Source organism: Burkholderia sp. BE12 (genome assembly GCF_002959955.1).
Classification (GTDB): domain Bacteria; phylum Pseudomonadota; class Gammaproteobacteria; order Burkholderiales; family Burkholderiaceae; genus Burkholderia.
Genome location: NZ_PREY01000007.1, coordinates 101,781 through 127,544, shown reverse-complemented (window position 1 = coordinate 127,544; position 25,764 = coordinate 101,781). Strand labels below are relative to the sequence as shown.

The 25,764-nt window shown below is 59.8% G+C and carries 19 protein-coding genes; 11 read left to right on the top strand and 8 right to left on the bottom strand.

Features of this window, described 5'->3' with window-relative positions:
- Nucleotides 1-35: 35 nt before the first annotated feature.
- A complete protein-coding gene (locus C4B30_RS35265; RefSeq protein WP_158683452.1) occupies nt 36-191 on the bottom strand; it encodes a hypothetical protein in 156 nt (51 codons plus the stop codon).
- Here C4B30_RS35265 and C4B30_RS09830 point away from each other — a divergent pair.
- The 6 genes from C4B30_RS09830 to C4B30_RS09805 all read left to right on the top strand — a co-directional run bounded on the left by C4B30_RS09830 (nt 191) and on the right by C4B30_RS09805 (nt 10,013).
- A complete protein-coding gene (locus C4B30_RS09830; protein WP_105132505.1) occupies nt 191-2,293 on the top strand; it encodes a glycosyltransferase in 2,103 nt (700 codons plus the stop codon). The two genes, C4B30_RS35265 and C4B30_RS09830, sit on opposite strands and share 1 nt — an antisense overlap.
- 260 nt (nt 2,294-2,553) lie before the next feature.
- Nucleotides 2,554-4,002 (top strand): mannose-1-phosphate guanylyltransferase/mannose-6-phosphate isomerase, encoded by a 1,449-nt coding sequence (locus C4B30_RS09825; protein WP_105132566.1) that lies wholly within the window; start codon nt 2,554-2,556, stop codon nt 4,000-4,002.
- A gap of 113 nt (nt 4,003-4,115) precedes the next feature.
- Nucleotides 4,116-4,967, top strand: coding sequence for an ABC transporter permease (locus C4B30_RS09820; RefSeq protein ID WP_105132504.1), 852 nt, complete (start codon nt 4,116-4,118; stop codon nt 4,965-4,967).
- A complete protein-coding gene (locus C4B30_RS09815; RefSeq protein ID WP_105132503.1) occupies nt 4,957-6,351 on the top strand; it encodes an ABC transporter ATP-binding protein in 1,395 nt (464 codons plus the stop codon). The genes C4B30_RS09820 and C4B30_RS09815 overlap by 11 nt, the downstream gene beginning before the upstream one ends.
- 32 nt (nt 6,352-6,383) lie before the next feature.
- Nucleotides 6,384-8,714 (top strand): glycosyltransferase, encoded by a 2,331-nt coding sequence (locus C4B30_RS09810; RefSeq protein WP_158683450.1) that lies wholly within the window; start codon nt 6,384-6,386, stop codon nt 8,712-8,714.
- An 84-nt stretch (nt 8,715-8,798) separates the two neighbouring features.
- Entirely contained in the window at nt 8,799-10,013 is a 1,215-nt protein-coding gene (locus tag C4B30_RS09805) for a glycosyltransferase family 4 protein (protein WP_158683448.1), read from the top strand.
- A 390-nt stretch (nt 10,014-10,403) separates the two neighbouring features.
- Here the strand turns inward: C4B30_RS09805 and C4B30_RS09800 are convergent, their stop codons facing one another.
- Nucleotides 10,404-11,294, bottom strand: a complete 891-nt coding sequence (locus C4B30_RS09800; protein ID WP_105132500.1) for an NAD-dependent epimerase/dehydratase family protein — start codon at nt 11,292-11,294, stop codon at nt 10,404-10,406.
- A 3-nt stretch (nt 11,295-11,297) separates the two neighbouring features.
- Nucleotides 11,298-12,332 carry a GDP-mannose 4,6-dehydratase gene (gene gmd / locus C4B30_RS09795; protein WP_105132499.1) on the bottom strand — a complete coding sequence of 345 codons (1,035 nt, stop codon included), beginning with the start codon at nt 12,330-12,332 and terminating at the stop codon, nt 11,298-11,300.
- A gap of 329 nt (nt 12,333-12,661) precedes the next feature.
- Here gmd and C4B30_RS09790 point away from each other — a divergent pair, with 329 nt between their 5' ends.
- The 5 genes from C4B30_RS09790 (at nt 12,662) to C4B30_RS09770 (ending at nt 20,095) form a co-directional block, all read left to right on the top strand.
- Nucleotides 12,662-13,507 carry a glycosyltransferase family 2 protein gene (locus C4B30_RS09790; protein ID WP_105132498.1) on the top strand — a complete coding sequence of 282 codons (846 nt, stop codon included), beginning with the start codon at nt 12,662-12,664 and terminating at the stop codon, nt 13,505-13,507.
- Complete coding sequence (locus tag C4B30_RS09785) at nt 13,504-14,469, top strand: UDP-glucose 4-epimerase family protein (protein ID WP_105132565.1); 966 nt, start codon at nt 13,504-13,506, stop codon at nt 14,467-14,469. The genes C4B30_RS09790 and C4B30_RS09785 overlap by 4 nt, the downstream gene beginning before the upstream one ends.
- A 5-nt stretch (nt 14,470-14,474) precedes the next feature.
- The gene (locus C4B30_RS09780) at nt 14,475-15,485 is read left to right on the top strand and encodes an MraY family glycosyltransferase (RefSeq protein WP_234015423.1); all 1,011 of its coding nucleotides are present in this window, start codon (nt 14,475-14,477) and stop codon (nt 15,483-15,485) included.
- Nucleotides 15,486-15,497: 12 nt separating this feature from the next.
- The gene (locus C4B30_RS09775) at nt 15,498-17,378 is read left to right on the top strand and encodes a polysaccharide biosynthesis protein (protein WP_105132496.1); all 1,881 of its coding nucleotides are present in this window, start codon (nt 15,498-15,500) and stop codon (nt 17,376-17,378) included.
- 350 nt (nt 17,379-17,728) lie between these two features.
- Nucleotides 17,729-20,095, top strand: a complete 2,367-nt coding sequence (locus tag C4B30_RS09770) for a protease pro-enzyme activation domain-containing protein (protein ID WP_105132495.1) — start codon at nt 17,729-17,731, stop codon at nt 20,093-20,095.
- A gap of 115 nt (nt 20,096-20,210) precedes the next feature.
- On the opposite strand, the gene C4B30_RS09765 is transcribed toward C4B30_RS09770, so the two are convergent.
- The 5 genes from C4B30_RS09765 to C4B30_RS09745 are packed head-to-tail and all read right to left on the bottom strand — an operon-like array spanning nt 20,211 to nt 25,648.
- Nucleotides 20,211-21,317, bottom strand: a complete 1,107-nt coding sequence (locus tag C4B30_RS09765) for an MraY family glycosyltransferase (RefSeq protein ID WP_105132494.1) — start codon at nt 21,315-21,317, stop codon at nt 20,211-20,213.
- A 27-nt stretch (nt 21,318-21,344) separates the two neighbouring features.
- The gene (gene galE / locus C4B30_RS09760; RefSeq protein WP_105132493.1) at nt 21,345-22,367 is read right to left on the bottom strand and encodes a UDP-glucose 4-epimerase GalE; all 1,023 of its coding nucleotides are present in this window, start codon (nt 22,365-22,367) and stop codon (nt 21,345-21,347) included.
- Between the two features lie 14 nt (nt 22,368-22,381).
- Nucleotides 22,382-23,518 (bottom strand): glycosyltransferase family 4 protein, encoded by a 1,137-nt coding sequence (locus tag C4B30_RS09755; RefSeq protein ID WP_105132492.1) that lies wholly within the window; start codon nt 23,516-23,518, stop codon nt 22,382-22,384.
- Nucleotides 23,519-23,570: 52 nt separating this feature from the next.
- Entirely contained in the window at nt 23,571-24,395 is an 825-nt protein-coding gene (locus C4B30_RS09750) for a glycosyltransferase (protein ID WP_105132491.1), read from the bottom strand.
- Nucleotides 24,392-25,648, bottom strand: a complete 1,257-nt coding sequence (locus tag C4B30_RS09745; RefSeq protein ID WP_105132490.1) for a lipopolysaccharide biosynthesis protein — start codon at nt 25,646-25,648, stop codon at nt 24,392-24,394. Before C4B30_RS09745 ends, C4B30_RS09750 begins: the two co-directional genes overlap by 4 nt.
- Nucleotides 25,649-25,764 lie beyond the last annotated feature (116 nt).

The window sequence follows — 25,764 nt, the reverse complement described above, 5'->3', positions numbered from 1 at the left end:
ATGGCCGCGGCGGGCATTGATCGGTCCCAGCGCGATCAGGCGGCCACTTCGCGCCATTCGATGCGGGTTTCCGCGAAGTCAATGACGGCGACTGTTGTCATCCCGGATGCCGATAGGAGGATATCGATGCCGCAGAAATTCATCACGCACGATTGCTCCAAATTCAAGTCTTCCCCGGTATAGAAATCCAATGTCGTTCAACCACTTGATTTGGCATGTGCATCGCATACGCTTTCTTGCGCAGCGCGTGACCGGAAGCATCGCCACTCGCGGGTGGCGCAATACTCTTGCGCGCATCACGCAGGAATTTCGCCCGCCGTCGTCCGATTCCATGCGCTGGACGTTCGAATCTGTTCAACAACCGTTCAGCCCGTTTGCGCTGCCCACCCGTTCCGAGCCGCAGGTGTCGGTGATCATCCCCGCCTACGGCAAGCTGGAATATACGTTGGCCTGCTTGCGGTCGATAGCGCGACATGGCGCTGACGCCGCTTTCGAGGTCATCGTCGTGGACGATGCCTCGCCGGACGACAGCGTCCAGACCCTTGCGCAGATCAAGGGGCTGCGCTTGATACGCAACGAGCGCAATCTCGGCTTTATTGGTAGCTGCAACGCGGGCGCGGCAGCCGCTCTGGGTACCTACCTGCTCTTTCTCAACAACGACACGCAAGTCACCCCCGGGTGGCTCGATCAACTGCTCGCATGCTTTGCCGACGAGAGCGACTGCGGTATCGCCGGCAGTCGTCTGGTGTATCCGGATGGGCGACTGCAAGAAGCGGGGGGAATTGTGTTCTCCGACGCGTCCGGCTGGAATTTCGGGCGCTTCGAATCGCCGGACGATCCGCAGTTTCTTTACCGGCGACGCGTCGATTACGTCTCCGGTGCGTCGCTGATGATCGAGGCCGCTCTCTTCATGCAACTAGGCGGCTTCGATTTGCGGTATGCACCCGCCTACTACGAGGATACGGACCTGGCATTCGCCGTACGGGCTGCGAACAAGCAGGTGTTCTATCAGCCGGAAAGCCTGGTGATTCATAACGAAGGGATCAGCTCAGGCACCGACACCTTTTCAGGTGTGAAGCAGTATCAGGTGATCAACCGCGACAAATTCAGGGGCAAGTGGGCGGCCGAACTCGCCGCGCAACCGGCCGCAGGCACGCCTGCCGTACGAGCGATTCACCGTGTTGCGTCGCCGCATATCTTGATCGTCGATGCGTTGACGCCCAATGCGTCCCGCGACTCTGGTTCGCTGCGATTGATCAATATCATGCGCCTGCTGAGCGAGATGGGTTGGCGGATCAGTTTTATGGCAAGCAACGGCCAGGCTTCGCATGCGGAGATTGTCGAGCTCGGTCGTATCGGGGTGCACGTGCTATGCAAGCCCTGGACTCCATCGCTGACTCGCTGGCTCAAGCGTGAAGGTAATCAGCTTGCTGCCGTGATGCTTTGCCGACATTACGTTGCCGCGCCCAATCTCGCGCTGATCAAGCGTGTCGCCCCCCAAGCAAGAATCCTGTTCGATACGGTCGATCTCCATTTCTTGCGTGAGCAGCGTGCTGCTGCGTTCACCAATAACTCGGCATTGGCACGAAAAGCGAATTTGTCCCGACAGCATGAACTGATGCTGATTCGAGCGTGCGACGTGTCGTTTGTTGTTAGTCCGATCGAGCACGATCTGCTGACTCGCGAAGTGCCTGATGCGTCCGTCGAGTTGTTGTCCAACATACACGACGTGCCCGGTCGTCGCGCCGGCTTTGCTGAGCGGCAGGGGCTGGTTTTTGTGGGCGGCTTCAGCCATCGCCCCAACGAGGACGCGGTGCGCTGGCTCGTCGGAGAGATATTTCCCCGGGTTCGGGCGAAGCGGCCGGATATCCCGCTGCACATCATCGGCGATATGCCTGGTGCGGCGCAATCCGAACTGGCTGGGCACGGTATTCAGATCCACGGTCGCGTGCCCGATCTGACGCCGTGGATGGACGGATGCCGTGTGGCGCTTGCTCCGCTGCGCTACGGTGCTGGCGTGAAGGGTAAGGTGAACATGGCAATGAGCTACGGCTTGCCGGTGGTCGCAACCCATATCGCAGCCGAGGGTATGCGCCTGTCGGACGGAGACAATGTCTTGCTGAGCGACGATGCCGAAGGTTTTGCCGCTGCGGTGTTGCTGGCCTACGAAGACGAGGGGCTGTGGTATCGATTGTCTGACCGCGGCATGGACAACGTACTTGAATACTTCTCGCTCGATGCGGCCCGCTCTGTCTTGCGACGCGTGCTGCCGCCGGTATCCCGGGGGAGTTGACACTAGCCATGGTACGCCGCCGCGTCGGGGTGGCATCTTGGCGGTGATGTACCATACGACTCTACTTGGCACCCCAAAGAACCCCGTGCCATGGGCCTGCAACACCCGTGGCCATTGGCTCGACGGGTTGAACGCGAAGCGGGTTCGGTGGGCGGCGATGCGGAATGCAACGAAGCGATAGCAGGAAGTTGCCGTGAACTGCACCGGCTTATTGACGAAGCCGTGCATTGGTCGTGACGTTTAAGGAGTTTATTCGCATCATGAAATTGATTCCCGTAATTATGAGTGGTGGTTCAGGGTCACGCCTCTGGCCGCAGTCGAGAGAGCGTTACCCGAAGCCGTTTCTCACCTTGCCGGATGGAAGCACGCTTATCCAGCGTACCTATGAGCGAGCCGCATCGCTTCCGGGGGTGGAGCACTTGTTCACGGTGACTAATAAGGATCTCTATTTTCTTACTCAAGACCACTATGCAGCATCCAACTGCAAGGTAACGGATGAGCACTATATCTTGGAGCCTTTCGGGCGAGATACTGCTGCTGCGGTCGCACTGGCGACCCTAGAGGTTGCTCGGGAGTATGGCGAGGATGCACTGCTTTTGGTGCTAGCGGCGGACCATCTTATCGAGGACCAGCCCACATTTCAGGTGGCCGTGGACCGCGCTATGGCGCTTGCGAGCGCAGGTCGAATCGTGACTTTCGGCATTTCACCGAATCGCCCCGAGACAGGTTTTGGCTATATCGAAGCCGATGGCGAAGAGGTACGGCGCTTCGTCGAGAAACCCGACTATGAGACCGCAGTCGACTATGTGAGAAGCGGTCGCTTTTACTGGAATTCCGGGATGTTCTGCTTTGCGGCGAACGTCATGCTAGCTGCGATGGAGCAGTATTGCCCGGAATTGCTCGCTGGAGCGAAATGTGCACTGGAGCAGTCCCGCGAGGATCGCACAAGCCGCTCGAATATCATTGTTGACGAGGCGACTTTCGCGACGGTGCAGTCGATCTCGATCGATTATGCGGTGATGGAGAGGGCAAAAAATGTTGCGGTTGTTGCGTGCGACTGCGGCTGGTCGGACATCGGCTCGTGGGCCGGTATGGCGGATTTGCTCGATGCTGACGAGCATGGGAACCGTGTGCTCGGCGAGGCGCGCCTGCTCGATGCCAGGAATTGCTACGTGAACGGCGGCAGTCGCATGATCGGTCTGTTGGGTGTCTCGGATCTTGTTGTGGTGGATACCCAAGATGCCTTGCTGATTACCCACCGTGAGCGGGTGCAGGACGTCAAGGCGATGTATGGCAACCTGAGAATGGAGAATCACGAAGCGGCCATGATTCATCGGACCGCTCACCGGCCATGGGGCACGTATACCGTGCTGGAAGAGGGCGCAGGTTTCAAGATCAAACGCATTGAAGTCAAGCCGGGCGGCCGACTCAGCTTGCAGGCGCATTTCCATCGCGCGGAACACTGGATCGTGGTTTCCGGCAGCGCACGGGTAACCAATGGCGCGCAGGAGATGCTGCTTACCCAGAATCAATCAACCTACATTCCGTGCGGTCATCGGCATCGTCTTGAAAATCCGGGAAAGATTCCGCTCGTGCTTATCGAGGTGCAGAGCGGGGAGTATCTGGGCGAGGACGACATCGTTCGCTTTGAGGACCAGTATGGCCGGGTTGGTGAAGCGGATCGCGCCGAGACTCAATCCCAGACTTGATTTACAAGGAATCCGGAATTTCGATCCTTGGGTCGCCGCAACTATCGTCCAGCGATCGTGGCTTCCAGGGGATCGAGCTGGTTGCCGCACGTACGGAATTTAATACCTCAGTCATGAACAGTAACTTGCCTTCAAAGAGTTCTGCGTCGAATTATTCGACTTCGCTGGTCTCGATGATGTTTTCTATTTGGCGCAATCGGGAAATTACTTGGCTGCTTGCGAAGCGTGATGTGCAGGCTCGATATAAGGGGTCGTACATCGGGCTACTGTGGGCGCTGGTTAATCCACTGTTGATGCTTTTGATTTATACGTTCGTTTTTACATTCATATTTAAATCGCGGTGGGCGGGGGCGGTCGATGGCGGTCGCTCGCAGTTCGCGTTGGTCATGTTTGTTGGCGTTATCATTCATGGCTTGTTCGCCGAGGTAATCAATCGCGCACCGGGCCTGGTGCTGGAAAATCCAAACTACGTGACGAAGGTCGTTTTTCCGTTGGAAATTCTCCCAGCTATCGGTCTCGGGGCAGCGCTTTTTCACGCACTTGCCGGCATCTTGATCCTGTTGATTGGAATATTGGTCTATAGCGGCGAATTGCATTGGCAGATTATCTTGCTTCCATTTGTCCTTTTCCCATTCCTGGTCATGGTCATCGGTATCGCCTGGATGCTCGCTGCATTGGGTGTTTTTGCTCGCGATTTGAAGCAAAGTACTTCGTTCATAACTACCGCAATGCTATTTCTTTCGCCTGTTTTCTATCCGGAAACAGCGTGGCCGCAGCAGTACCAAACTCTTTTTCTGCTTAATCCCCTGACATTTATCATCGGGCAAGCCCGGGAAATTATGCTTTGGGGGCATTATCCTGACTTTGCAGGGTTGGGCTTGTATTTGGTTGTGGCGCTGATTGTGGCTTGGTTTGGTTTTTTTTGTTTCCAGAAGATGAGAAAGGGATTTGCCGATGTTCTCTGATCAATTCGATAATTCCGAGGCCGCAACTGGCGATGTAGTAATTGCGGCCAAAGGCTTGGGAAAATATTACGAGATCTACGGAAACCCGAAAGATCGACTGAAGCAATTCCTGTTGCCGACTGTCGATCGCGCAATAGGCAAGGAGCCGCGGAAGTACTACAAGCAATTTTGGGCGTTGAGCGACGTGTCCTTTGAGGTACGGAGGGGGGAAACCGTCGGCATTATCGGAAGAAACGGCTCGGGCAAGTCCACGTTGCTCCAGCTTGTTTGCGGGACGCTTTCACCTTCATCCGGTACGATGGAAACGCGGGGCCGCATTGCTGCTCTTCTCGAGCTCGGGTCCGGTTTCAATCCGGAGTTCACCGGGCGCGAGAACGTGATGCTGAGCGGGGCCTTGTTCGGATTGTCCCGGGATGAGATCGCGGCACGTTATGACGATATCGTTGCTTTTTCCGGTATAGCCGATTTTATTGACCAACCAGTCAAGACTTATTCTAGTGGTATGGTCGTGCGCTTAGCCTTTTCCGTGATCGCGCATGTTGATGCAGACATATTGGTAGTAGATGAGGCCTTGTCCGTAGGGGACGCGTACTTTACCCAGAAGTGCATGAGATTCTTGCGCTCGTTCATGCAACACGGAACGTTGCTATTCTGCAGCCATGATATGGGGGCAATTGTCAATCTATGCAATCGCGTTGTCTGGCTGGATAAAGGTCAAATCAGGGCGGCGGGAAATCCGAAAGCAGTTTCAGAAAAATATTTGGAATCGCTGTTTGATCCGGTGGTGGTGGAGGATCCGCAGCCGGTTGAGGAACTGACCGACGTCGAGGAGCCTGCTCCTCCGGCCGAGGACTATATTGACATGCGCATGTCGTTGATCAATGCGTCGCCGCTGCGAAATGATATCGAGGTCTTCCAGTTCGACGAGGCACGCGCATCGTTCGGCGCAGGCGGGGCGCAAATCACGGGTGTACGATTGCTCGATGCAAGTGGGAGTCCCGTTGCGTGGGCGGTTGGCGGCGAGGAGATGGTGCTCGAGATTTCCGCGCGGGCAACAGCTGATCTCGTACGTCCAATTATCGGCTTTGTGTTCAAAGATAAACTCGGTCAGATTATCTTTGCCGATAACACGTACATCCCTTACAAAAATAAATCGGTTGAAGCGAGCCGGGGTAACAAGCTCGTGGCGAAATTCAGATTCAAATTCCCGGTTTTACCTTCCGGAGAATACAGTATTTCCCCCGCGATTGCAGAGGGTACGCAAAGTGATCACGTACAACACCACTGGGTGCATGATGCGATGATTCTTCAGGTCCATTCCAGCTCGACGTGCATAGGCTTGTTTGGTGTGCCTATGAAAGAGATTATTTTGGAAGCTATATGATGTCTTATCCGAGCGAGCAAGGGGATCGAAGCATGGATTTCACCGGAGAACGGTTCGTGCCGGGCGTGGCCGGCGAGATAGAGATGGAACACTACCATCGATATTATCTTGTTAGCGAACTCGTCAAGGGAAAGGATGTCCTTGACATCGCGTGCGGCGAGGGATATGGCTCCGGGCTGATGGCGTTGAGTGCGCGTAGCGTCATCGGCGTGGATATCGACAGTGTTACTGTTGAACATGCAAGCGTGCATTATCGCCAACCGAATCTTCGTTTCGAAACTGGGTCATGCGCGGCAATCCCTCTCCCTGATCACAGTGTTGATGTGGTGGTGAGCTTCGAAACGATCGAGCACCATGATCAGCATGAAGAGATGATGCTCGAGATTTCCCGGGTGCTGCGCGAGGACGGGGTTTTGATCATCTCCAGCCCGGACAAGTATGAGTATTCTGAAAAACCCGGATTCAAGAATTCGTTTCACGTCAAAGAATTGTACTTGGATGAATTCAAGAGCTTGTTATCGCATCATTTTTCCCACGTCGACATTTACGGGCAGCGAGCAGCATTTGGCTCGCTGATCGCGCGCATGGATGGGAGTGTCGGTAAAGCCGGACGACACTTCTGGACCGGAACAGGTAACGGAGCGCATGACGTCCGGGAGGCCGAATTGCCTCGTGAACCCGTCTATTTCATTGCCGTGGCGTCAAATGGTCAGGTGCCGGAATTTGCGCCGTCAATGTTCGAGGTCGAAGGTTATGTCGAATCTCGAGTGCAAGGCGTATCTTCGGATTATCAAACGGAGATTCAGCGTATCGCTCTGGAGCGTGATGGCCTGTTGAAGGATAAGGACCAGGCATGGGAAAAATACCTTCAGCAAGTAATAAAAGACTACGGGGCGGAAATCGATCGCATCGCGACTGAACGAGACGCCATGCTGAAATCCAAGGATATGGCATGGGGGAGGGAGGTCGAGCGTGTTGCACATGAATACCAGGCCAGAATTTCCGTGATGGAAGGAGAACGGTTGGAGGTGGCGGCACAGATCGATAGCATGCGCGATCAGGTGGTAGAGAACGCAGCTTTCAAGGAAATGGTGCCGCTCGTCAGCCTGATTGTTGTGAATTTCAATGGCCTCAGATTCTTGCCGGGACTGTTGCGGAGTCTGACGCAGACTGATTACCCGAGATATGAAATTATCTTGGTCGATAATGCGTCGAGCGATGCTTCGATCGATTACGTTGCCGAACACTTTCCCAGCGTACGTATCGTTAAATCGAGCAGGAATCTTGGCTTTGCCGGTGGAAATAATCTCGGCATGCAAGCTGCGAATGGCGATCTGATTGGGCTTATCAATAACGATACCGAGGTGGATCCGAAATGGCTTCGCGAATTGGTGACGGCGCTGGTACGCGATCCGAAGGTATGGGCGACGGGCTCGAAACTGGTATTTTTTCGCAAATATGTCGAAGTCGTAGTCAAGAGTGATGTTTTCAAGCCGTCAGAAAAAGGACTGTCCCCCGATCAGCGCGAACTGGGCCTCTTGTTGGACGAGAATAGTGCGTTCGTGGGGTGCGACTATCGGAAGACTGTTTTTGCCTCGGGTTTTTGGGGAAGTGAGCAGTTGGCGGGGAGGCGCGTTCGCTGGACATCGGGCGAGGCAAGACTGTTATTGCCTGTGATGCCGGTAGCGGATAGCGACGACGAGTATCAACTGTCATTGATCGTTTCGGGAATGGAAGCGGGAGCAGGAACATCGTTCAGTGTCGAACTGGCTGGCACGCAGATTGGTCACGGCCTGCTGTCGTCGGAGTTCGATGAGCACCTGTTGCGTATCCCGCGCGCGTTGGTGAGTGGCGCGAGCTTCGACTTGTTGAATAACACCGGTACCCGGTTGAGCGAAAGCGGTGATGCCAGTGACCGTGGAATCTACGAACCTGACCGCGGACAGTATGATCAGGAGGAAGACGCTGAGGCGCTTTGCGGTGCGGCAATGCTTATAAAACGTACCGCCCTTGAGCGAGCGGGTCTATTCGACTCCAGATTTTTTATGTATTACGAGGACGCGGACCTTTGCTGGCGCATCCGGCGGGCTGGCGGTGTGCTCCGATATGTGCCGACGAGCGTCGTGCGCCATATCCATACTGGGTCCAGTGTGGAGTGGTCTCCTATGTTCATCTACTACGTTTCCCGCAATCACGTACTGATTCGCTTCAAGCATGCTTCGCTACGTGTGGCGATGAGCAGCTATCTGATCGAGGTTGCGCGTTGTGCGCGGGCATGTGTGGCGTGGGTGCGTAATGCTGTTGGTGGTGGTCACGATCAGCGCGCGCGCGGAGTTCGGGTTGCGTCTTCGTCTGCAGATTGACTTGGTCAAGAAAGTTCCAGGAACGCTTTTGCGGCGATGGGGCTTCAAAGGTACCCCACTGGATCGACTATAAGGCAGGTTGGAATGAAAATCGGAATTTATAATAGATATTGGAGCACGATGGGTGGGGGTGAGAAATACACCGGAACCATTGCTCAAATATTAAGTGAAGGCCATGAGGTCGATCTCATTCACACTACGAAGATCGACGTGAATGAATTTCAGGCTCGTATGAATCTGGATCTTTCTCGCGCACGCTGGGTTGAGTGGCCTGGCGACTCCTGTGCGCAGCTGGCACCAAGATCGGCTGACTACGATTTATTTATTAATTCGACATACTGCTCTTCCATGATTTCGCAGGCGAAATCATCCATTTACGTGGTCTTTTTCCCGCATCAATTGTCGCCCCGTCCCATGGGGCCGCGGCGTAAAGCCTTGGCTTCCGTGCTTGGCGCGATGGGGCGATCGCCGCGACTGCTCGGAAAGGCCGGAGCAAGACTGGCTTCGCGAGCATACGGAAGGATCCAACGCGGAAGTAACGAATTCATTTCGAGCTATCAGATCAAAATTTCGATTTCTGAATTCACGACTGAATGGCTCAATCGCCGCTGGGGATGCAAGGGAGTCGTGCTGTCACCGCCCATCGACGTGGAACGCTACATGGATATCGAAAGTTCGGGAAAATCACGTGTCATTCTGAGCGTGGGCCGCTTCTTTCACGGTGGGAAGGATGGGCACAACAAGAAACATCTTGAGCTCTTGCGCGCTTTTCGTGCCATGTGCGACAGTGGACGTGTTCCGGAGGGATGGGAGTATCATCTAGCCGGCAGCGTCAATTTGAATACCGTCGATGATATTGAGTATTTTCGAGAGGTGAATGATCTTGCGAAGGGGTATCCTGTAAAAATCCTTGGCAATATTTCTGCGGACGTGCTGAAGCAGGAATATGCAAAGGCAAGCATTTTCTGGCATGGATCGGGTTGGGGAGAAGATGCGGAGTCGTTCCCGGAGCGAATGGAGCACTTTGGTATGACGACGTGTGAGGCGATGGCCGCGGCATGTGTGCCGGTGGTAATGCCGCAAGGAGGGCAACCCGAGATCGTCAATAACGGAGTCAATGGATATTATTTCCGTGACGCGAACGAGCTGGCCGCCCGCACCGAAAGGCTAATGGAGATGTTTGGTCACCCGGATCTGGAAGCGATAGCGGCTCGGGCCCGTGAAGATGTGAAGCGTTATTCCCTGCCTCATTTTAGAAAGGGCGTCCTTGAATTGATGGATGCTATTTCCGTCGATTGATGGTTGAAGCTCTCTTCCGTTTCGCACAGCAGCCGAATTTCAGGCGATAGGAGTTGGCGTCATGTCGGCTTTTCTTCGCGTGCGGAAGGGCGCCTATTTTTTGACGAGCAATGGCTATGGGTATGGCAGGCTGGGCGTCGCGGTGGCGGCGTCCGATCTGCTGCGGTTTCGATAGCGTTTGCGTATTCGCTTGTTCGTTGAGTGGGCACCACCGACAAGCGCTTCGGGCAAATCCAAGATACGTTGGCCAGTGGCTGCTTGTCATAGGGACGAGCGATGTGTGATTCAATGCGTTTCAATCGCACGGATGCCCGATGGTGAGTAGTTTTCATCGGGCCTTCCTTTATCGTGTTGCCGTGATCGATGCGTCCACGACGATGCGATTGTCGGCTAGGCCGCGGTCAGCATCCATTCCAATGTATCTCGCAGCGGAATGGAGTCGATCATGCCCACTGCGCGCGTAAGCGCCTGGCAATTTCCGATCAGCTTGTGAACCTCGTTCGCGCGTACGAACTGCGGATTCACACATATCTCCGGGTCGTGACCAGTCAGTTCACGCGCTATTGCCAGAATATCCTGCAGTGAATGTCCGACACCGGAGCAAACGTTGAAGGTTCGCCCCGCGAAATCCCCTTCGATCAATCGGCGATACGCGGACACCACTGTGCGAACGTCCGAGAAGTCGCGCACGACGTGCAGATTACCTAGCTCGATGCGCTCCGCCTTGTCGCGGAAATGGGCAACGATCTTGGGGAGAAGGAATCGGTTGTCTTGCCCGACGCCGGTGTAATTGAACGGTCTCGCAATGACGATCGGGAGCTTGCCTTCCCACATCCGGGCGACCAGTTCCATCGTGAACTTGCTGATGGCGTAGTCGTTGACCGGGGCAGGGGGAGTCTGTTCGTCGATGATTTCCCGATCGCAATTGCCGTATACATTGGCGCTGCTCGCAAGCAACACCGATCGAGGCTCGCATCCCGAGTGCTCCAATGCGTCGAGGAGGTTTCGGGTACCGACGACATTGGTCTGATAGATATCCCCCGCCGTGCCGTGTTGCACAAACGCGATTGCAGCGAGGTGCACAATCGCATCGGGTTGTTCCGATGACAGTATTTGCCTCAGGTTCTCGCGATCGAGAAGATCGCAGACGTGCACTCGCCCCGGGATATTGGCTGTTTCCGCACGAACGATCCCGCAAACGTCATGGCCAGATTGCGACAATTCGGCCGCCAGATAGCGACCGGTAAACCCGTCCAATCCCGTTACAAAGACCTTTGCCATGCTTTAAAACGAGGCGCCGGCTTCGTTTCGGCGGATATCGGCCTCGACCATCATTTGGCACAGTTGCTCCAGTGTGGTTTGCGGCGTCCAGCCGAGTTCTTCGCGTGCCTTGGCCGGATCGCCGATCAGCAAATCGACTTCCGCAGGGCGATAAAACTTCGGGCTGATCCTGACGATAGACTTGCCGGAACGGGTATCGACTCCGACCTCCTTTTCACCGCTGCCTTCCCAGGCGAGGTCGAAGCCGGCCGCCTGCGCAGCCATGGAAACGAAATCCCGGACAGTTTCGGTGCGGTTCGTGGCAAGCACGTAGGTATCAGGGCGAGCAGCCTGAAGCATGCGCCACATCCCTTCGACGTATTCCTTTGCGTATCCCCAGTCGCGTTTGGCGTCGAGATTGCCGAGTTCCAGCACGTCCTGTTTGCCCAGGCGAATCTTTGCAAGACTATCCGTGATTTTGCGCGTGACGAACTCTTTGCCACGCAGCGGCGATTCGTGATTGAACAGAATGCCGCTGCATCCGAAGATGTCGTAGCTTTCGCGGTAGTTGACCGTCATCCAGTGTGCATAAAGCTTGGCGACACCGTACGGGCTGCGTGGATAGAAAGGTGTGCTTTCTATCTGGGGAACGGCCTGGACCTTCCCGAACATTTCCGACGTACTGGCCTGATAGAAGCGAATCTTCGGGTTGACAATCCGAATGGCGTCGAGCAGATTCAGTGCTCCGAGACCGGTAATCTGCGCGGTTGTAGAGGGCTGATCGAACGACACCCCGACGAAACTCTGCGCCGCGAGGTTGTAAATTTCCGTCGCCTGCGTGGTTTGAAGCAGGCGAATGCTCGATCCCAGGTCAGTCAAATCGTATTCGAGCAGGTGAAGATCAGGATGACCAACGATACCGATCTCCTCGATTCGCCAGAAATTTACTGAACTGGTACGGCGATAGGTGCCGTACACGGTATAGCCTTTCTCGAGGAGAAGCTGCGCGAGGTAAGCCCCATCCTGACCTGTAATGCCGGTAACGATTGCGACTGTCATGTGCTGTTTGATTGGTTCGTAAATGGAAGTTTCGGTGTGCCGCTACATGCACCGGTACACGTCCTCGTTTGAGGATTGCATCGGGTTGGCCGCCGCAGTGGGCGTTTGCCGGGGCATGTGTTGCTGGCCGCAATGGACGAATTCTAACATCCAGAGAACCTGATTTCGCTGTGGTGCGCGAGGATCAAACTGTCGCCATGGCCTGTTGGGCACGTACATGGGGTCGCAACATCGGGTTGCCTGAAGCGGCAAATTTGAGCAAACTTGCGCGGCGCCGTCTTAAACGCGATGGCCTGGTTTCCTCCACATCCGACACCGCCGCACTCTTGATGCCCCTCGACCTCGCGTCATCCTTTTCTGCCGATGGCCTTTCTGTTTCGATTGTCGTCTACCGGCCGGATCGCGCGCAGCTTGAGCACACGCTGACCAGCCTCGGCGTCGCTTGCGACGAATTGCGCAGCGCTCGCCCTGGCCTGCCGATCATTCTCTACTTGGTCGACAACGGCGGACTGGACGCGCTGCCAGAAGCCATCGAGTCGCTCCGGGCGCGGGGCGTGGCCTGCGAGATCGTGTCCGGCCAGGGTAACGTTGGCTACGGTCGAGGCCACAACCTCGCAATCGATCAAGCGGTCGGGCGGTTCCATCTGATCCTGAACCCCGACATCGACCTCGACAGGACCACCCTGTCGGTCGGGCTCGCGTTCCTCGAGGCGCACCCAGAATCGGGCCTCGTCTCCCCATGGATCGGCGATGACGAAGGACGACAGCAGTATCTTTGCCGCCGCTATCCGTCATTGATGGATCTCCTGTTGCGCGGCTTCGCACCTGCAGGCGTGCGGCGGCGGTTTGCACGACGCCTCGACCGATACGAGCTTCGGGACCGGATCAACGCGCGGGAGGTCTTCTGGGACCCCCCTATCGTCAGCGGTTGCTTCATGCTGTTTCGCGTCGACGTTTTGAAGAAACTGGACGGCTTTGATCCGCGTTACTTCCTGTATTTCGAGGACTACGACCTGAGCCTGCGCACGCATGACGTCACGCGCGTTGCATACGTTCCGTCGGTCCGGGTGATTCACCACGGCGGCGGTGCATCCCGCAAGGGCTTCACGCATATCCGCATGTTCGTCGCGTCGGCCTTCAAGTTTTACAACCGCTTCGGCTGGAGGCTGTGGTGAGCCATCTTGTCGTCACTGGCGCGAACGGCTTCGTCGGGCGCGCAGTCTGTCGCCGCGCGCTGGACGCCGGACATACGGTCACGGCATGGGTGCGACGCCCGGGGGGATGCGTCGACGGCGTGCGCGAATGGGTGCATGGTGCAGCGGATTTCGACGGCCTTGACGAGGGGTGGCCGACTGACATCGCGGTCGACGCCGTCATTCATCTCGCTGCCCGCGTGCATGTGATGCGCGACGAGTCGCCGAACCCCGACGCCGCATTCGAGGCGACCAATGTCGTCGGTACGCTGCGTCTTGCCGAAGCCGCCCGCCATCACGGCGTGCGTCGCATCGTCTACGCCAGCAGCATCAAGGCGGTCGGCGAGAGCGATGGAGGGAAACCGTTGTCGGAAGCGGCCGAACCTGACCCGCAGGATCCCTATGGGCGCTCGAAGTTGCGCGCCGAGCGGCAGCTCGCGCAGTTCGGTGGCTCGAACGGGCTCGATGTCGTGGTCGTGCGACCGCCGCTCGTCTACGGTCCGTCCGTCCGTGCTAACTTCCTGCGCATGATGGACGCGGTCGCGCGCGGGATGCCACTGCCGCTGGGCTCCATCTCGGCACGCCGCAGCGTCATCTACGTCGACAATCTTGCCGACGCGTTGCTGCAATGCGCGATCGATCCGCGCGCGGCCGGCGAATGTTTTCACGTTGCCGACGATGACGCACCGTCGGTCACGGGGCTATTGCGTCTGGTCGGCGACGCGCTTGGCAAGCCGGCGCGGCTGATCGCCGTTCCGTCAGCCGTACTGCGGGCGCTCGGTGCGCTGACCGGCCGCCGTGCAGCGATCGACCGCCTGACCGGTAGCCTACAGCTCGATACGGGCCGGATCACGCGTGTGCTCGGCTGGCATCCGCCTTATACGACACGAGAGGGCCTCGAAGCGACCGCCGCATGGTATCGTTCGCGCGATACACAACAATAGCCGACATGCATTTCCCGATTTCCACATGGCCCGGTGTGGTGGCGGTGGCTGCCGCCATTACGTCGACGGTTATCCTGCGCACGTTGCTCGCGACCGGCCTCGCGTGGCGCCTTGCCACCGATATTCCGAACGATCGTTCGCTCCATACGCTGCCAACGCCGCGCGTCGGCGGATGGGGCATCGTACCGGTATGCATCGTCGCGCTATTCACACTGGCGCCGCACCTGTGGCTGATCGCCCTCGCCACGGCCGGGCTCGCGGCGATATCCCAGATCGACGACCGGCGCGGGTTGCCGGCTCGCGTGCGGTTTTCGGCGCATCTGGTGGCGGTTGTCGCGCTGATTGTCGCCTTTCCCGCCGACGCGCCGTGGTGGCTGCTGGCTGGCATCGGTTTCGCGATGGTTTGGCTGACGAACCTGTACAACTTCATGGACGGTGCTGATGGCCTAGCGGGCGGCATGGCGCTGTTCGGTTTCGGCGCATACGCGGTCGCCGCGCTGATCGGCGCGACGCCGTCGCCGGATCTGGCCGTGGCCGCTTCGGCCATCGCAGGCGCGGCGTTCGGCTTCCTGCTGCTCAATTTCCACCCGGCCCGATTGTTTCTCGGCGATGCTGGCTCGATTCCGCTGGGATTCCTGGCCGGTGGGCTCGGCTACTGGGGCTGGCGAACCGGTGTCTGGCCAGTCTGGTTTCCGGCACTAGTGTTCGCGCCCTTTATCGCCGACGCATCTGTAACACTTTTGAGACGTCTGTTACGCGGCGAAAAATTCTGGCAGGCACATCGCGAGCATTATTATCAAAGGATGGTCCGAGCGGGCATAGGTCACCGTCGGACCGCCCTTTATTGGTACCTCGTCATGCTCGCGGGCATAATCGTCGCCTTGTGGGCAAAGGGCCGCCCGGAACTGCAGCAGTGGCTGTCGTTCTTCGCATGGTATGGTGTCCTGGCATGTATCGGACTGGTGATCGACATGCGCTGGCGCCGGTTCCAATCGGCCGCCGAAAATAACTCTTGAGGTGTCCCGCCGATGTTGCGATCCAAAGCATCATGGCTTTCTCTAAGCGCTTTCCTATTTGACCTGACGGCGGTCCTCGCCGCATGGTTGTTCGCTTATCTCGTTCGATTTAACGGCAGCGTTCCGTCCAATTTCATGGATGGCGCGCTGACGGCACTCGTCTGGGTGCTGCCCGTCTATGCACTGATGTTTCACGTGTTCGGCTTGTATCGCGGCCTGTGGGTGTTCGCGAGCCTTCCCGACCTGATGCGGATTTCGAAGGCGGTGATCGGCGGCGGCGTGATCGTGATGATAGGCGCCGTCATGTTCCAGCCGTCACCGATTATCCCGCGCTCGGTGCTGCTTGTGTCGCCGCTGATACTATTCCTCGTGATGGGCGGCGCCCGCGCGCTGTATCGCGCAACGAAGGAGTTCTATCTGTACGGCGGGCTGGTCGGGCAGGGCAAGCCGGTGCTCGTGCTGGGCGCCGGCACGGCCGGTGCGAGTCTCGCCCGTGAGCTGTCGCGTTCGGGAGAATGGCGCTTGGTCGGCCTCCTCGATGACGATCCGACCAAGCAGGGGCGCGAGATCTACGGCTACAAGGTGCTCGGCTCGTTCAACGACCTGAAGCACTGGACCGACACGATGAAGGTCGAATACGCGATCATCGCGATTCCGTCGGCATCTGTCGAAACGCAGCGCCGCGTCGCCACGCTATGCGTGCGCGCCGGCATCAAGGCAATGGTGCTGCCGTCGCTGACCGCGCTGATGCCGGGGCAAGGGGTGCTGTCGCAGGTACGCAGCATCGATCTCGAGGATTTGCTTGGCCGCGATACCGTGACGATCGACACCCCGCATGTCGAGGCATTGCTGCACGGACGCGTCGTGATGGTGACGGGGGCGGGCGGCTCGATAGGTTCCGAGCTGTGCCGGCAGATCCTCCGCTTCAAGCCGGCGCAACTGGTCGCGTTCGATCTTTCCGAGTATGGGATGTACCGGCTCGCCGAGGAGTTGCGCGAGCGCTTTCCCGATCAGCCCGTCGTGCCGATCATTGGCGATGCGAAGGATTCGCTGCTCCTCGATCAAGTGATGCTGCGCTATGCGCCGTATATCGTTTTCCACGCGGCCGCGTACAAGCATGTGCCGCTGATGGAGGAGCACAACGCGTGGCAGGCGCTGCGTAACAACGTGCTGGGCACGTACCGCGTTGCGCGCGCGGCGATCCGTCACGATGTGCGCCACTTCGTGCTGATTTCGACCGATAAGGCTGTCAACCCGACCAATGTGATGGGCGCGAGCAAGCGCCTTGCAGAAATGGCGTGCCAAGCGTTGCAGCAGACGAGCGATGGCACGCAGTTCGAGACGGTGCGCTTCGGCAACGTGCTCGGGAGTGCCGGCAGCGTGATCCCGAAGTTCCAGCAGCAGATCGCAAAGGGCGGGCCGGTGACGGTCACGCATCCCGAGATCACGCGCTTTTTCATGACGATTCCGGAAGCCTCGCAACTCGTGCTGCAGGCGTCGAGCATGGGGCGCGGCGGCGAGATCTTCATTCTCGACATGGGCGAGCCAGTGAAGATCGTCGACCTCGCGCGCGACCTGATTCGTCTCTACGGCTTCTCGGAAGGGCAGATCCGGATCGAATTCACGGGTTTGCGGCCCGGCGAGAAGCTTTATGAGGAATTGCTTGCGGACGACGAAACGACTACGCGCACACCGCATCCGAAACTGCGGATCGCCCGTGCTCGTGAAGTGCCGGACCATCTGCTCGATGAGTTGTTGCCGTGGCTGATGCAGCATCGCGTGCTCAGTGACGACGAGGTGCGGCGCGATTTGCGGCGCTGGGTGCCGGAGTATCAGACGGTCGTCGCACCGGTTCTGCAAAGTGTGCCGAGACGGGCCATTGTGAACCAGTGATCGGGCCGTAATCGATTGCACTGAAATAGCTGGTGGTCGCGAAATCGTTGCCGTTCAGTCGAGAACTGAACGGCATTTTTTTTGTTTCATCGCGGAATCACCGCGAACGAAATTGGCTCTATGCATGGCGAATGTGATGCTTTCAGTTTTGCAACATCGCCGGCCTGATGTCGCGTCCGTCGGGGAGCGACCCGCGGCCCAAATTGCGCTGAACGAGCATAGGGTTCGATAAGTCTGCATATTTGACGATCAGCCGATTCTTGCATATGTTTTCCTCAAGATAGCCGCGCGATTGCCGTAAAGAACAAAAGATAAAAACCAATAAGTAATCTACGTTCGATACCAATCCGATGAAAGTGGAACATATTGTCAGGGGAATGAGTGCGGCACTCATGGTGCTCGCACTTGCTGGCTGCGGCGGCGACGATGCAAGTCTAACGGCGGGTACGGCGCAGACCGAAAAAATGTCGGCGCTGCGAGCGGCAGGTAACGTGGTGAGTGCAGTGCCGATGAGCGCGACAGCGCCGATCCATGTTGTGCTGCTGCTGAAGCTGAATAACGAAGCCGGGTTGAGTCGCTTTCTTGAGCAAGCACGGACGCCCGGAAGCGCCCGCTTCGGGACCGTGCTGACTTCCACGCAGATTGCCGCGCAATACGCACCCACCGCGAACCAGGTCGCCACCGTGAAGGCCTATTTAGGAAGTAAAGGCTTCACGAACATCACGGTGGCCGACAACAACATGATCGTCGAAGCCGATGCTCCGGCCGGCGTAATATCCGGCGTGTTCCAGACGTCGCTCGTACCGGTCGCGATGGCGGACGGTACCCGTACGCATATCAACACTGCCCCCGAGACGGTGCCCGATGCGATCAGCGCAGTCGTTCAACGCGTGCTCGGGCTCGATACAGCGACTCGCCTGCATCCGAATTTCGTGCGCGCTTCAAATGCCGGGGCTGTGCCGCGCGCCAGTACCTCGCCAATCACCTCCGCGGTCACGGTCGGCCACAACCCGACGGCCTTTCCTGGCATTTATTCCGTCGGCAGCGCGCCGACGGCTGGCAATACCACGGTCGGCATCATTGCCGAGGGAGATGTGACGCAACCCGTCATCGACCTTGCGACGTTCGAAAGCAACAACCATTTGTCTGCCGTACCCGTTTCGGTGATCCATGCCGGACTACCGAGCGCCGACACGGGCTCGAGCGTCGAATGGTCGCTCGATAGTCAGGCCATTGTCGGAATGTCCGGTGGTGTCAGGCAGCTCAATTTTTACGTTGCGTCGTCGTTCGCGTGGAGTGATATGGCGCTCGCGATCAATCGAGCCGTGAGCGACAACACCGCCCGGGTCATCAACATGTCGATCGGCGGGTGCGAGAACTGGGCGCCGACGGCCACCATCGACACGCTGTTCGAACTCGCCGTCGCGCAGGGACAGACGTTCTCGGTGAGTTCCGGGGATTCGGGCAGCGTGGCCTATGGCTGTACCGGCACGTCGGTCCAATACCCAGCTAGTTCACCCTATGTCGTATCCGTAGGCGGCACGACCCTCTATACGAACGGGAATGGAAGCTACGCCGGCGAGACGGCCTGGGACTCCAGCGGTGGCGGCAGCAGCGGCTTTGAGCCGATTCCGTCGTGGCAGTCGAACGTACCCGCGCTCAAGGGGCGGGCGTTTCGCGGCCTGCCGGATCTTGCGTTTGATGCCGATCCCAACAGCGGCGCATCGGTCATCGTCAACGGACAATTCGAGACGGTGGGAGGGACGAGCCTGTCCGCGCCGCTGTTTGCCGCGACCTGGGCGCGCCTGCTGTCCGGCAGTTGCGCGACGAGCCTCGGGTTCGCGGCACCCACCATATACAGCGCTCAATCAACGATCGGGTCTATCTTTCGCGATATCACGAACGGCAGCAACGGCGCATACAGTGCAGGTTCGGGATGGGACTTCGTGACCGGTTGGGGCTCGCCGAACGTGAGTGTGCTGTATTCTGCGATATGCGCTCCGACGGCTCCGATCTACGGCGGCGTGATCAACGGAGGGACGATGCTCAAGCCCGGGCAAGTCGTGTATTCGGCTTCCCAAAGCCATGAGCTGGCCATGCAGGATGACGGCAACCTCGTCCTTTACAACGCGACCAATGGTGCCGCGGTGTGGAGTTCCGGGACGTACGGAAACGCCGGAGCGAATGCCGTCTTCCAGACCGACGGCAACTTTGTGGTCTACAGCGCGAGCGGCACGGCACTGTGGTTCTCGTCGACCAACGGCGCATCTTATGATCAGTATCTTGCCGTGCAGGACGACGGCAACATGGTGATATACCGATCGTACTTTCCGATATTTGCCACGTCGACCGCCACGACGGGATTGGCGAGTTCCTCGAGTGGACCGGCCGTCTGGAAGGGAGGCGTCGCGATCAGCAACGGCCAGAGTTTTACGTCAGGCAACGGTGCCAACGTGCTCGTCATGCAGGGCGACGGGAACCTGGTTCTGCTTCGCCAGGGCACTCCGGTATGGAATTCCGGTACCGTTGGTCATTCGGGTGCCAGTGCGGTGATGCAAGGGGACGGCAATCTTGTCATCTACAGTGCAGCGGGGGCGCCGCTCTGGAATTCCGGCACTGGTGGCAATTCAGGCGCGGCTGTGTACGTTCAGGACGACGGTAACGTCGTGATCTATACACAAGCCCCCCGCTGGAGCACGAACACTTCGGGAAGTTAGCAGTCCATTCGTCGAGTCGCTGCGGCGCCGTCATGATCCCGTCGGCAACGGCGGCTTGTCCGCCGTCGGGCGCCGTATCGTTGCGCGAGCCTGCGGGACGACACGCCAGCTACACTCAATGTCTGCGCTTTGCCTTCCTCACCACCATCCACCTCGGCGCTTTGAACCGCACGATACTGATGTACAGCCACACATACGTCAGCGCGAACAGCACGACAAAAACGAACAGATGCACGGTATGCCGCCAGAACAGTGTCGCTGGAATCACGGCAACGAGGCACAGGAGCCAAAGATAAGGCGAAGTGAGCGAATTCCGCCGCGTCAGATCGTGCGCATGCTTCGTCCCCACCGCCCACCGCATCAACCGCTTGTACACGAGCATGTGCAGATGCACACCATCCGGAATCCCCGGCGACATCCCGCGGATGAACTTCTTCCGATAGATCGAGAAGCAGGTCTCGAAGATCGGATACATGAACAGCAGCACCGGATACCAAGCGGACACTTCGCGATTACGCATCACGAGCATGATCGCAAGCTCGGCCAGCATGAACCCGATGAAATACGCGCCGCCGTCGCCGAGAAAGATCAACCCGGCCGGGAAATTCCACAGGAAAAACCCGAGCACCGCGCCCATCATGATGATCGACGCGGACATCACGACCGGGTCGTTGACGTGGAACGCGACGTACGCGAGCGAAGCGAACATCATGAAGCTGACCATCGACGCGAGCCCGTTGAAGCCGTCGATGATGTTGATCGCGTTCGCCAGCGCCGCAACCGCGAGCACCGTGATGAACGCCGAGATGGCGACGTAGTGGAGCAGGAAGTCGAGCGGCGGCACGCTGATGCGCGTGACGGCGATCCCCATCAGCCAGAACGCCAGCGCGGCCGCCCCCATCGTGCAGAGCAGCCGTGCGCGCGGCGACACGCGCTTGGTCAGGTCCTCGACGAGCCCTGACAGGAACGCCGGCATTCCGCAGGCGGCGATCCCGAGAATGCTGCCGGCGATCGTCGGATAGCGCCGCGACAGGAGCAGCGCGGCAACGACGACCCCGGCGAGGATCCCGATGCCCCCGACCCGCGGCACGGGCCGCACGTGGAATTTCTGCACGCCGGCCAGATCGCTGTCGACCGAGAATTTCTCGTGAAGGTGCGCGTAGCGCACGATGAACAGCGTGACGAGCAGGGAGACGATGAAGCCGGACGCGAAGCTGAGCATGGGATCGCTCGAAAAATGGACAGCGGATTATACAAAACCGCGCGGGTTGCCCTCCTGCCATCGCCAGTGGTCGGCACACATTTCCTCGATGCCGAGCGTTGCACGCCAGCCGATGATGTCGGCCGCGGCCTGCGGGTTCGCATAGCATTCGGCGATGTCGCCCGGCCGGCGCGCGACGAGCTCGTACGGCACCGGGCGGCCCGATGCCTTCTCGAACGCGCGCACGACTTCCAGCACGCTGTAGCCCTGGCCCGTGCCGAGGTTCACGATGAAGCTCGCGTCGCGCTTCGCCAGTGCGTCGAGCGCGGCGATGTGCCCCTTCGCGAGATCGACCACGTGGATGTAGTCGCGCACGCCCGTGCCGTCCGGCGTCGGATAATCCGAACCGAATACGCGCAGCTTCTCCAGCTTGCCGACCGCGACCTGCGCGACGTACGGCATCAGGTTGTTCGGAATGCCGGCCGGATCCTCGCCGATCAGCCCGCTCGCATGCGCGCCGACGGGGTTGAAGTAGCGCAGCGTCGCGATCCGCCACGACGGGTCCGATACCTCGAGATCGCGCAGGATTTGCTCGGCGATCAGCTTCGACTGGCCGTACGGGTTGGTCGCGGACAGCGGGAACGATTCGTCGATCGGCGAGCGCTCGGGCACGCCGTACACGGTCGCGGACGAACTGAACACGAACTGCCTGACGTTGCGCTCGCGCATGACCTTGAGCACGGCGAGCAGGCCGCCGATGTTGTTCTGGTAGTACTCGAGCGGCTTCGCGACCGATTCGCCGACGGCCTTGAGCGCCGCGAAGTGAATCGTGCCGGTGATCGGGTGCGCGTCGAACACCTTCGCGAGCGCGGCTTCGTCGCACACGTCGACCTGGTGGAACGCGGGCGTCTTGCCCGTGATGCGCTCGATGCGTCGCACGGACTCGGCCTTGCTGTTGACGAGGTTGTCGACGATCACGACGTCGTAGCCGTTGTCGAGCAGCTCGACGGCCGTGTGCGAGCCGATATAGCCCGCGCCGCCGGTGACGAGGATGGTGCCTTTAGCGGTCATTGCTGTTGCGCTCCTTAGAGTGTGAATCCTGTCAACGAATGGATGGTCTCCCGGTAGCGTTCGACGACCTGCTGTTCGTCGAATTCCGCCGCGACCTTGTGCCGGCCGCGTGCGCCCATCGCCGCACGGCCTTGCGGCCCGAGCGCGATCATGCGATTCAGTTGTTCGGCGAGGCTCGCGCCGTCGCGTACGCGGCACAGAAAGCCCGTTTCGCCGTCGGCGACGACGTCGCGGCAGCCCGGCACGTCGGTCGCCACGATCGGCCGGCCCATCGCCGATGCCTCCATCAGCGTGCGCGGCACGCCTTCGCGGTACGACGGCAGCACGACGCAATCGGCCGCCGCGATGTGCGGGCGCACGTCGTGCGCTTCGCCGAGATACTCGACGATGCCTTCGTCGACCCACGCATCGACATCCGCGCGACCGATCGCGCTCGGATTGTCGACGCCGAGCGGCCCGAGCAGCTGGAAGCGCGCGTTCGGGAAGCGCTCGCGCACGACGCGCGCGGCCTCGACGTATTCGCGCACGCCCTTGTCCCACAGCAGCCGGCCGATCAGGATGAAGACGGGCGCGTCGCCGGCCGGCAGCGGCACGGGCGCGAACTGTTCGAGATCGACGCCTTCGCCGTGCAGCAGCCGCGCGCGGTCGGGATGCGCGAGCAACCGCTCGTCGGTGAAGGTCGCGAGATCGTCGCGGTTCAGGAACCACACTTCACGCGGGAAGCGGAACGCGAACCGGTACAGGCGCTTCGCGACGCTCGCCGCGCGGCTCTTCTGGATGAACACGTAGCCGAGGCCCGTCGTCACCGCGATCGACGGCACGCGCGCGAGCCACGCGGCCACCGAGCCGTAGATGTTCGGCTTGATCGTGTAATGAAACACGAGATCGGGGCGTAGCGCCCGGTAGTGGCGCACCAGCGCGGCGAGGGTGCCGAGATCCTCGCGCGGGCTCGTGCCTTTCGACGCGACGGCGAGCGCCACGTAGCGGCAGCCCATCTGCTCGAGCAACGGCACCGTGCGGTCGTGCGGCGCGATCACGACGACCTCGGCGCCGCGCGCGACGAGCGCACGGATCAAACCGTGGCGGTACGTGTAGATCGCCCAGGCCGTGTTGCAGACGAGCGCGATGCGCAGCGGGGAGGTGGCGGACATGAAAAAAGAAAAAAATAAAGCGTCGAAAATGCCGAAGGGGCCGGATCCGCGCTCAAGCGGACGGGCGCGCGGCGAATAGCGTCTGCTTGATCCGCTGCAGCGTGCGGTACGGCGTCACGAAATGCAGCAGGTTCTTGGCGAGGCCGGCCCAGTCGTACGGGTTCAGCACGTTGAAGTGGCGCAGCAGCAGCGTGAGCGTCGACACCAGCTGGCGCCGGCGTTTGGTCGCACTGATCCCGCCCTCGTTAAGCTCGTAATACAGGCCGAGTTCCGGCAGGTTCGCGCAATCGTAGCGTTGCATTAACCGTAAAAAAAGATCGAGATCCTCGGCCGCGCGGTACTTCGCACGATAGTTGCCCACTTCGCGCACGGCGTCGATGCGCAACATGACCGACGGATGCACGAGCGGCGAGCGCAGGAAGCGCGTGCGGCGCAGCGTGCGCGGATCGGCGGGCGGCGTCAGCATGAAGCGCGGCTCGCCGGCGCGCGAGACGACCTGCGTCCACATGCCGACGCAGGCCACGCGCGGGTGGGCGCCGAGATAGGCGCGCTCTTTCGCGAGGCGCTGCGGCGCGGCGAGATCGCCCGCATCGATGCGGGCCGCGTAGCGGAAACCGCGCGCCGCGAGCGCGTCGATGCCGGCCGCCAGCGCGCGTTCGATGCCGCCGTTTTGCGGCATGCGCAGGACGTCGATCGACAGGCCCGGCAAGTCGGGCGCGACGATCGGCGGCGTGCTGCCGTCGTCGACGATCAGCACGTGCACGGGCGCATCCTCGCGAAACGACGCGAGGGTCCGGACGACTTCGTCGTGCCCGTTGTAGGCCGGCATCAGCACGGCCACGTCGTCGAGCGGGGGCGGGCAGTCAGGAGGCGTCATGTTCGCAGCTTGAAACGGATGTAATAAAAGTTGACGGCGGCCGCGGCCAGGTAGCCGGCCGCCAGCCCGACCAGCGCGCCGTACAGGCCGAGCCGCGGGATCGCGAACAGGTTGACGAGCGCGGCAATCGCCAGCGCGAGCAGCCATTTCGTCAGCAACACGAATTTTGCTTGATATTTGAGAACGATAAGATTGCCTATCGCCTCGATGCCGGCCGGCACGGACAGCCAGACGGCCCAACGGAAGATGTCGACCGACGCCTCGTAGCCGCGGCCGAACACCTTGCCGACGATCAGCGGGGCGGCCGCGTCGAGCACGAGCGCGCCGGCCGTCATCAGGCAGGCCGTCATCGCGATCAACCGGACGATGTTGCGGCGCAGCCGTGCGACGTCCTGCACGCGGTAGACGAAGGCGGGCGCGATCGTCTGCGCGAGCATCAGCGCGAGCGTGATCCAGTTCTCGTTGAGCTGCTGCGCGGCCGAATAGCGGCCGAGATCGGCGAACGACACGTGACGCTCGAGCATCAGGCGGTCGAGCTTCAGGAACAGATACATGCATATGAGACCGAGCCAGAACACGGTGCCGGCCGTCCCAAAGTGCCGGAACAGCGGTGTGTCGAACGTCCAGCCGAGCGCACCGCCGTTACGATGGCGGTAGTACAGCAGCAGGGCGACGCCGATCGCGGCGGCTTCCAGCGCCCACAGCCATGCGAAGCGGGCGGGGCCGGCGGCCGCGCGCACCAACAGCCAGACGAGCAGCGCCTTGGCGAGCGCGGTGACCATGCTGGTGACGAGCTGCGGCTTGCTGTAGGTCATGCTCTGCAGCCACGCGTTGATCACGCCGACGAACGGCTCGCGGAACACCATGGTGACCGCGAGGCCCGCGAGCATCGCGCCGACCAGCGGGTCGAAGGCGCCCGCGGCGATCGCGATCCAGGTCGCGACGAGCGCGGCGACCGACACGGCGATGCGCAGCACGAACGCGCTGCCGAGCACCGCGCCGAGCTGGGCGGGCGGGCGCTGGACGATGGTCGGGACGAGGATTTCCGCGCCGCACACCCAGGTGAGCGGCGCCAGTACGAGGAGAAGCGTATTCGCATACTGCCATTTGCCGAACACATCTGGCCCGAAATAACGGGCCAGCAGTCCGCTGATCGCGATCGCGACGCCGATCTGCGTGAGCCGTTCGAGCCCCAGCCAGACGAGGTTCGCGACGGCCTTCGCGACGTCCGGGTTGCCGAAGCGCTTCAGCATGCGCGGCAGCGGCGGCGCGCGCGGAGGGCGGCCGGAAACGGCGGGTGGGCGGCGGCGGAGCGGCTAGGCATTAAAATGGGCGACATGCGCGTCATCAAAACCCGCGATTATAAGTG

What these genes read in the sequence shown, in the direction of transcription:
- C4B30_RS09810 (WP_158683450.1), top strand. Translation starts at nt 6,384, where the DNA reads ATGGATTTCACCGGAGAACGGTTCGTGCCGGGCGTGGCCGGCGAGATA.
- galE (WP_105132493.1), bottom strand. Translation starts at nt 22,367, where the DNA reads ATGACCGCTAAAGGCACCATCCTCGTCACCGGCGGCGCGGGCTATATC.
- C4B30_RS09755 (WP_105132492.1), bottom strand. Translation starts at nt 23,518, where the DNA reads ATGTCCGCCACCTCCCCGCTGCGCATCGCGCTCGTCTGCAACACGGCC.
- C4B30_RS09745 (WP_105132490.1), bottom strand. Translation starts at nt 25,648, where the DNA reads ATGCTGAAGCGCTTCGGCAACCCGGACGTCGCGAAGGCCGTCGCGAAC.
- C4B30_RS09815 (WP_105132503.1), top strand. Translation starts at nt 4,957, where the DNA reads ATGTTCTCTGATCAATTCGATAATTCCGAGGCCGCAACTGGCGATGTA.
- C4B30_RS09830 (WP_105132505.1), top strand. Translation starts at nt 191, where the DNA reads ATGTCGTTCAACCACTTGATTTGGCATGTGCATCGCATACGCTTTCTT.
- C4B30_RS09775 (WP_105132496.1), top strand. Translation starts at nt 15,498, where the DNA reads ATGTTGCGATCCAAAGCATCATGGCTTTCTCTAAGCGCTTTCCTATTT.
- C4B30_RS09825 (WP_105132566.1), top strand. Translation starts at nt 2,554, where the DNA reads ATGAAATTGATTCCCGTAATTATGAGTGGTGGTTCAGGGTCACGCCTC.
- C4B30_RS09780 (WP_234015423.1), top strand. Translation starts at nt 14,475, where the DNA reads ATGCATTTCCCGATTTCCACATGGCCCGGTGTGGTGGCGGTGGCTGCC.
- C4B30_RS09820 (WP_105132504.1), top strand. Translation starts at nt 4,116, where the DNA reads ATGAACAGTAACTTGCCTTCAAAGAGTTCTGCGTCGAATTATTCGACT.
- C4B30_RS09805 (WP_158683448.1), top strand. Translation starts at nt 8,799, where the DNA reads ATGAAAATCGGAATTTATAATAGATATTGGAGCACGATGGGTGGGGGT.
- C4B30_RS09790 (WP_105132498.1), top strand. Translation starts at nt 12,662, where the DNA reads ATGCCCCTCGACCTCGCGTCATCCTTTTCTGCCGATGGCCTTTCTGTT.
- C4B30_RS09770 (WP_105132495.1), top strand. Translation starts at nt 17,729, where the DNA reads ATGAAAGTGGAACATATTGTCAGGGGAATGAGTGCGGCACTCATGGTG.
- C4B30_RS09750 (WP_105132491.1), bottom strand. Translation starts at nt 24,395, where the DNA reads ATGACGCCTCCTGACTGCCCGCCCCCGCTCGACGACGTGGCCGTGCTG.
- C4B30_RS09765 (WP_105132494.1), bottom strand. Translation starts at nt 21,317, where the DNA reads ATGCTCAGCTTCGCGTCCGGCTTCATCGTCTCCCTGCTCGTCACGCTG.
- C4B30_RS09800 (WP_105132500.1), bottom strand. Translation starts at nt 11,294, where the DNA reads ATGGCAAAGGTCTTTGTAACGGGATTGGACGGGTTTACCGGTCGCTAT.
- gmd (WP_105132499.1), bottom strand. Translation starts at nt 12,332, where the DNA reads ATGACAGTCGCAATCGTTACCGGCATTACAGGTCAGGATGGGGCTTAC.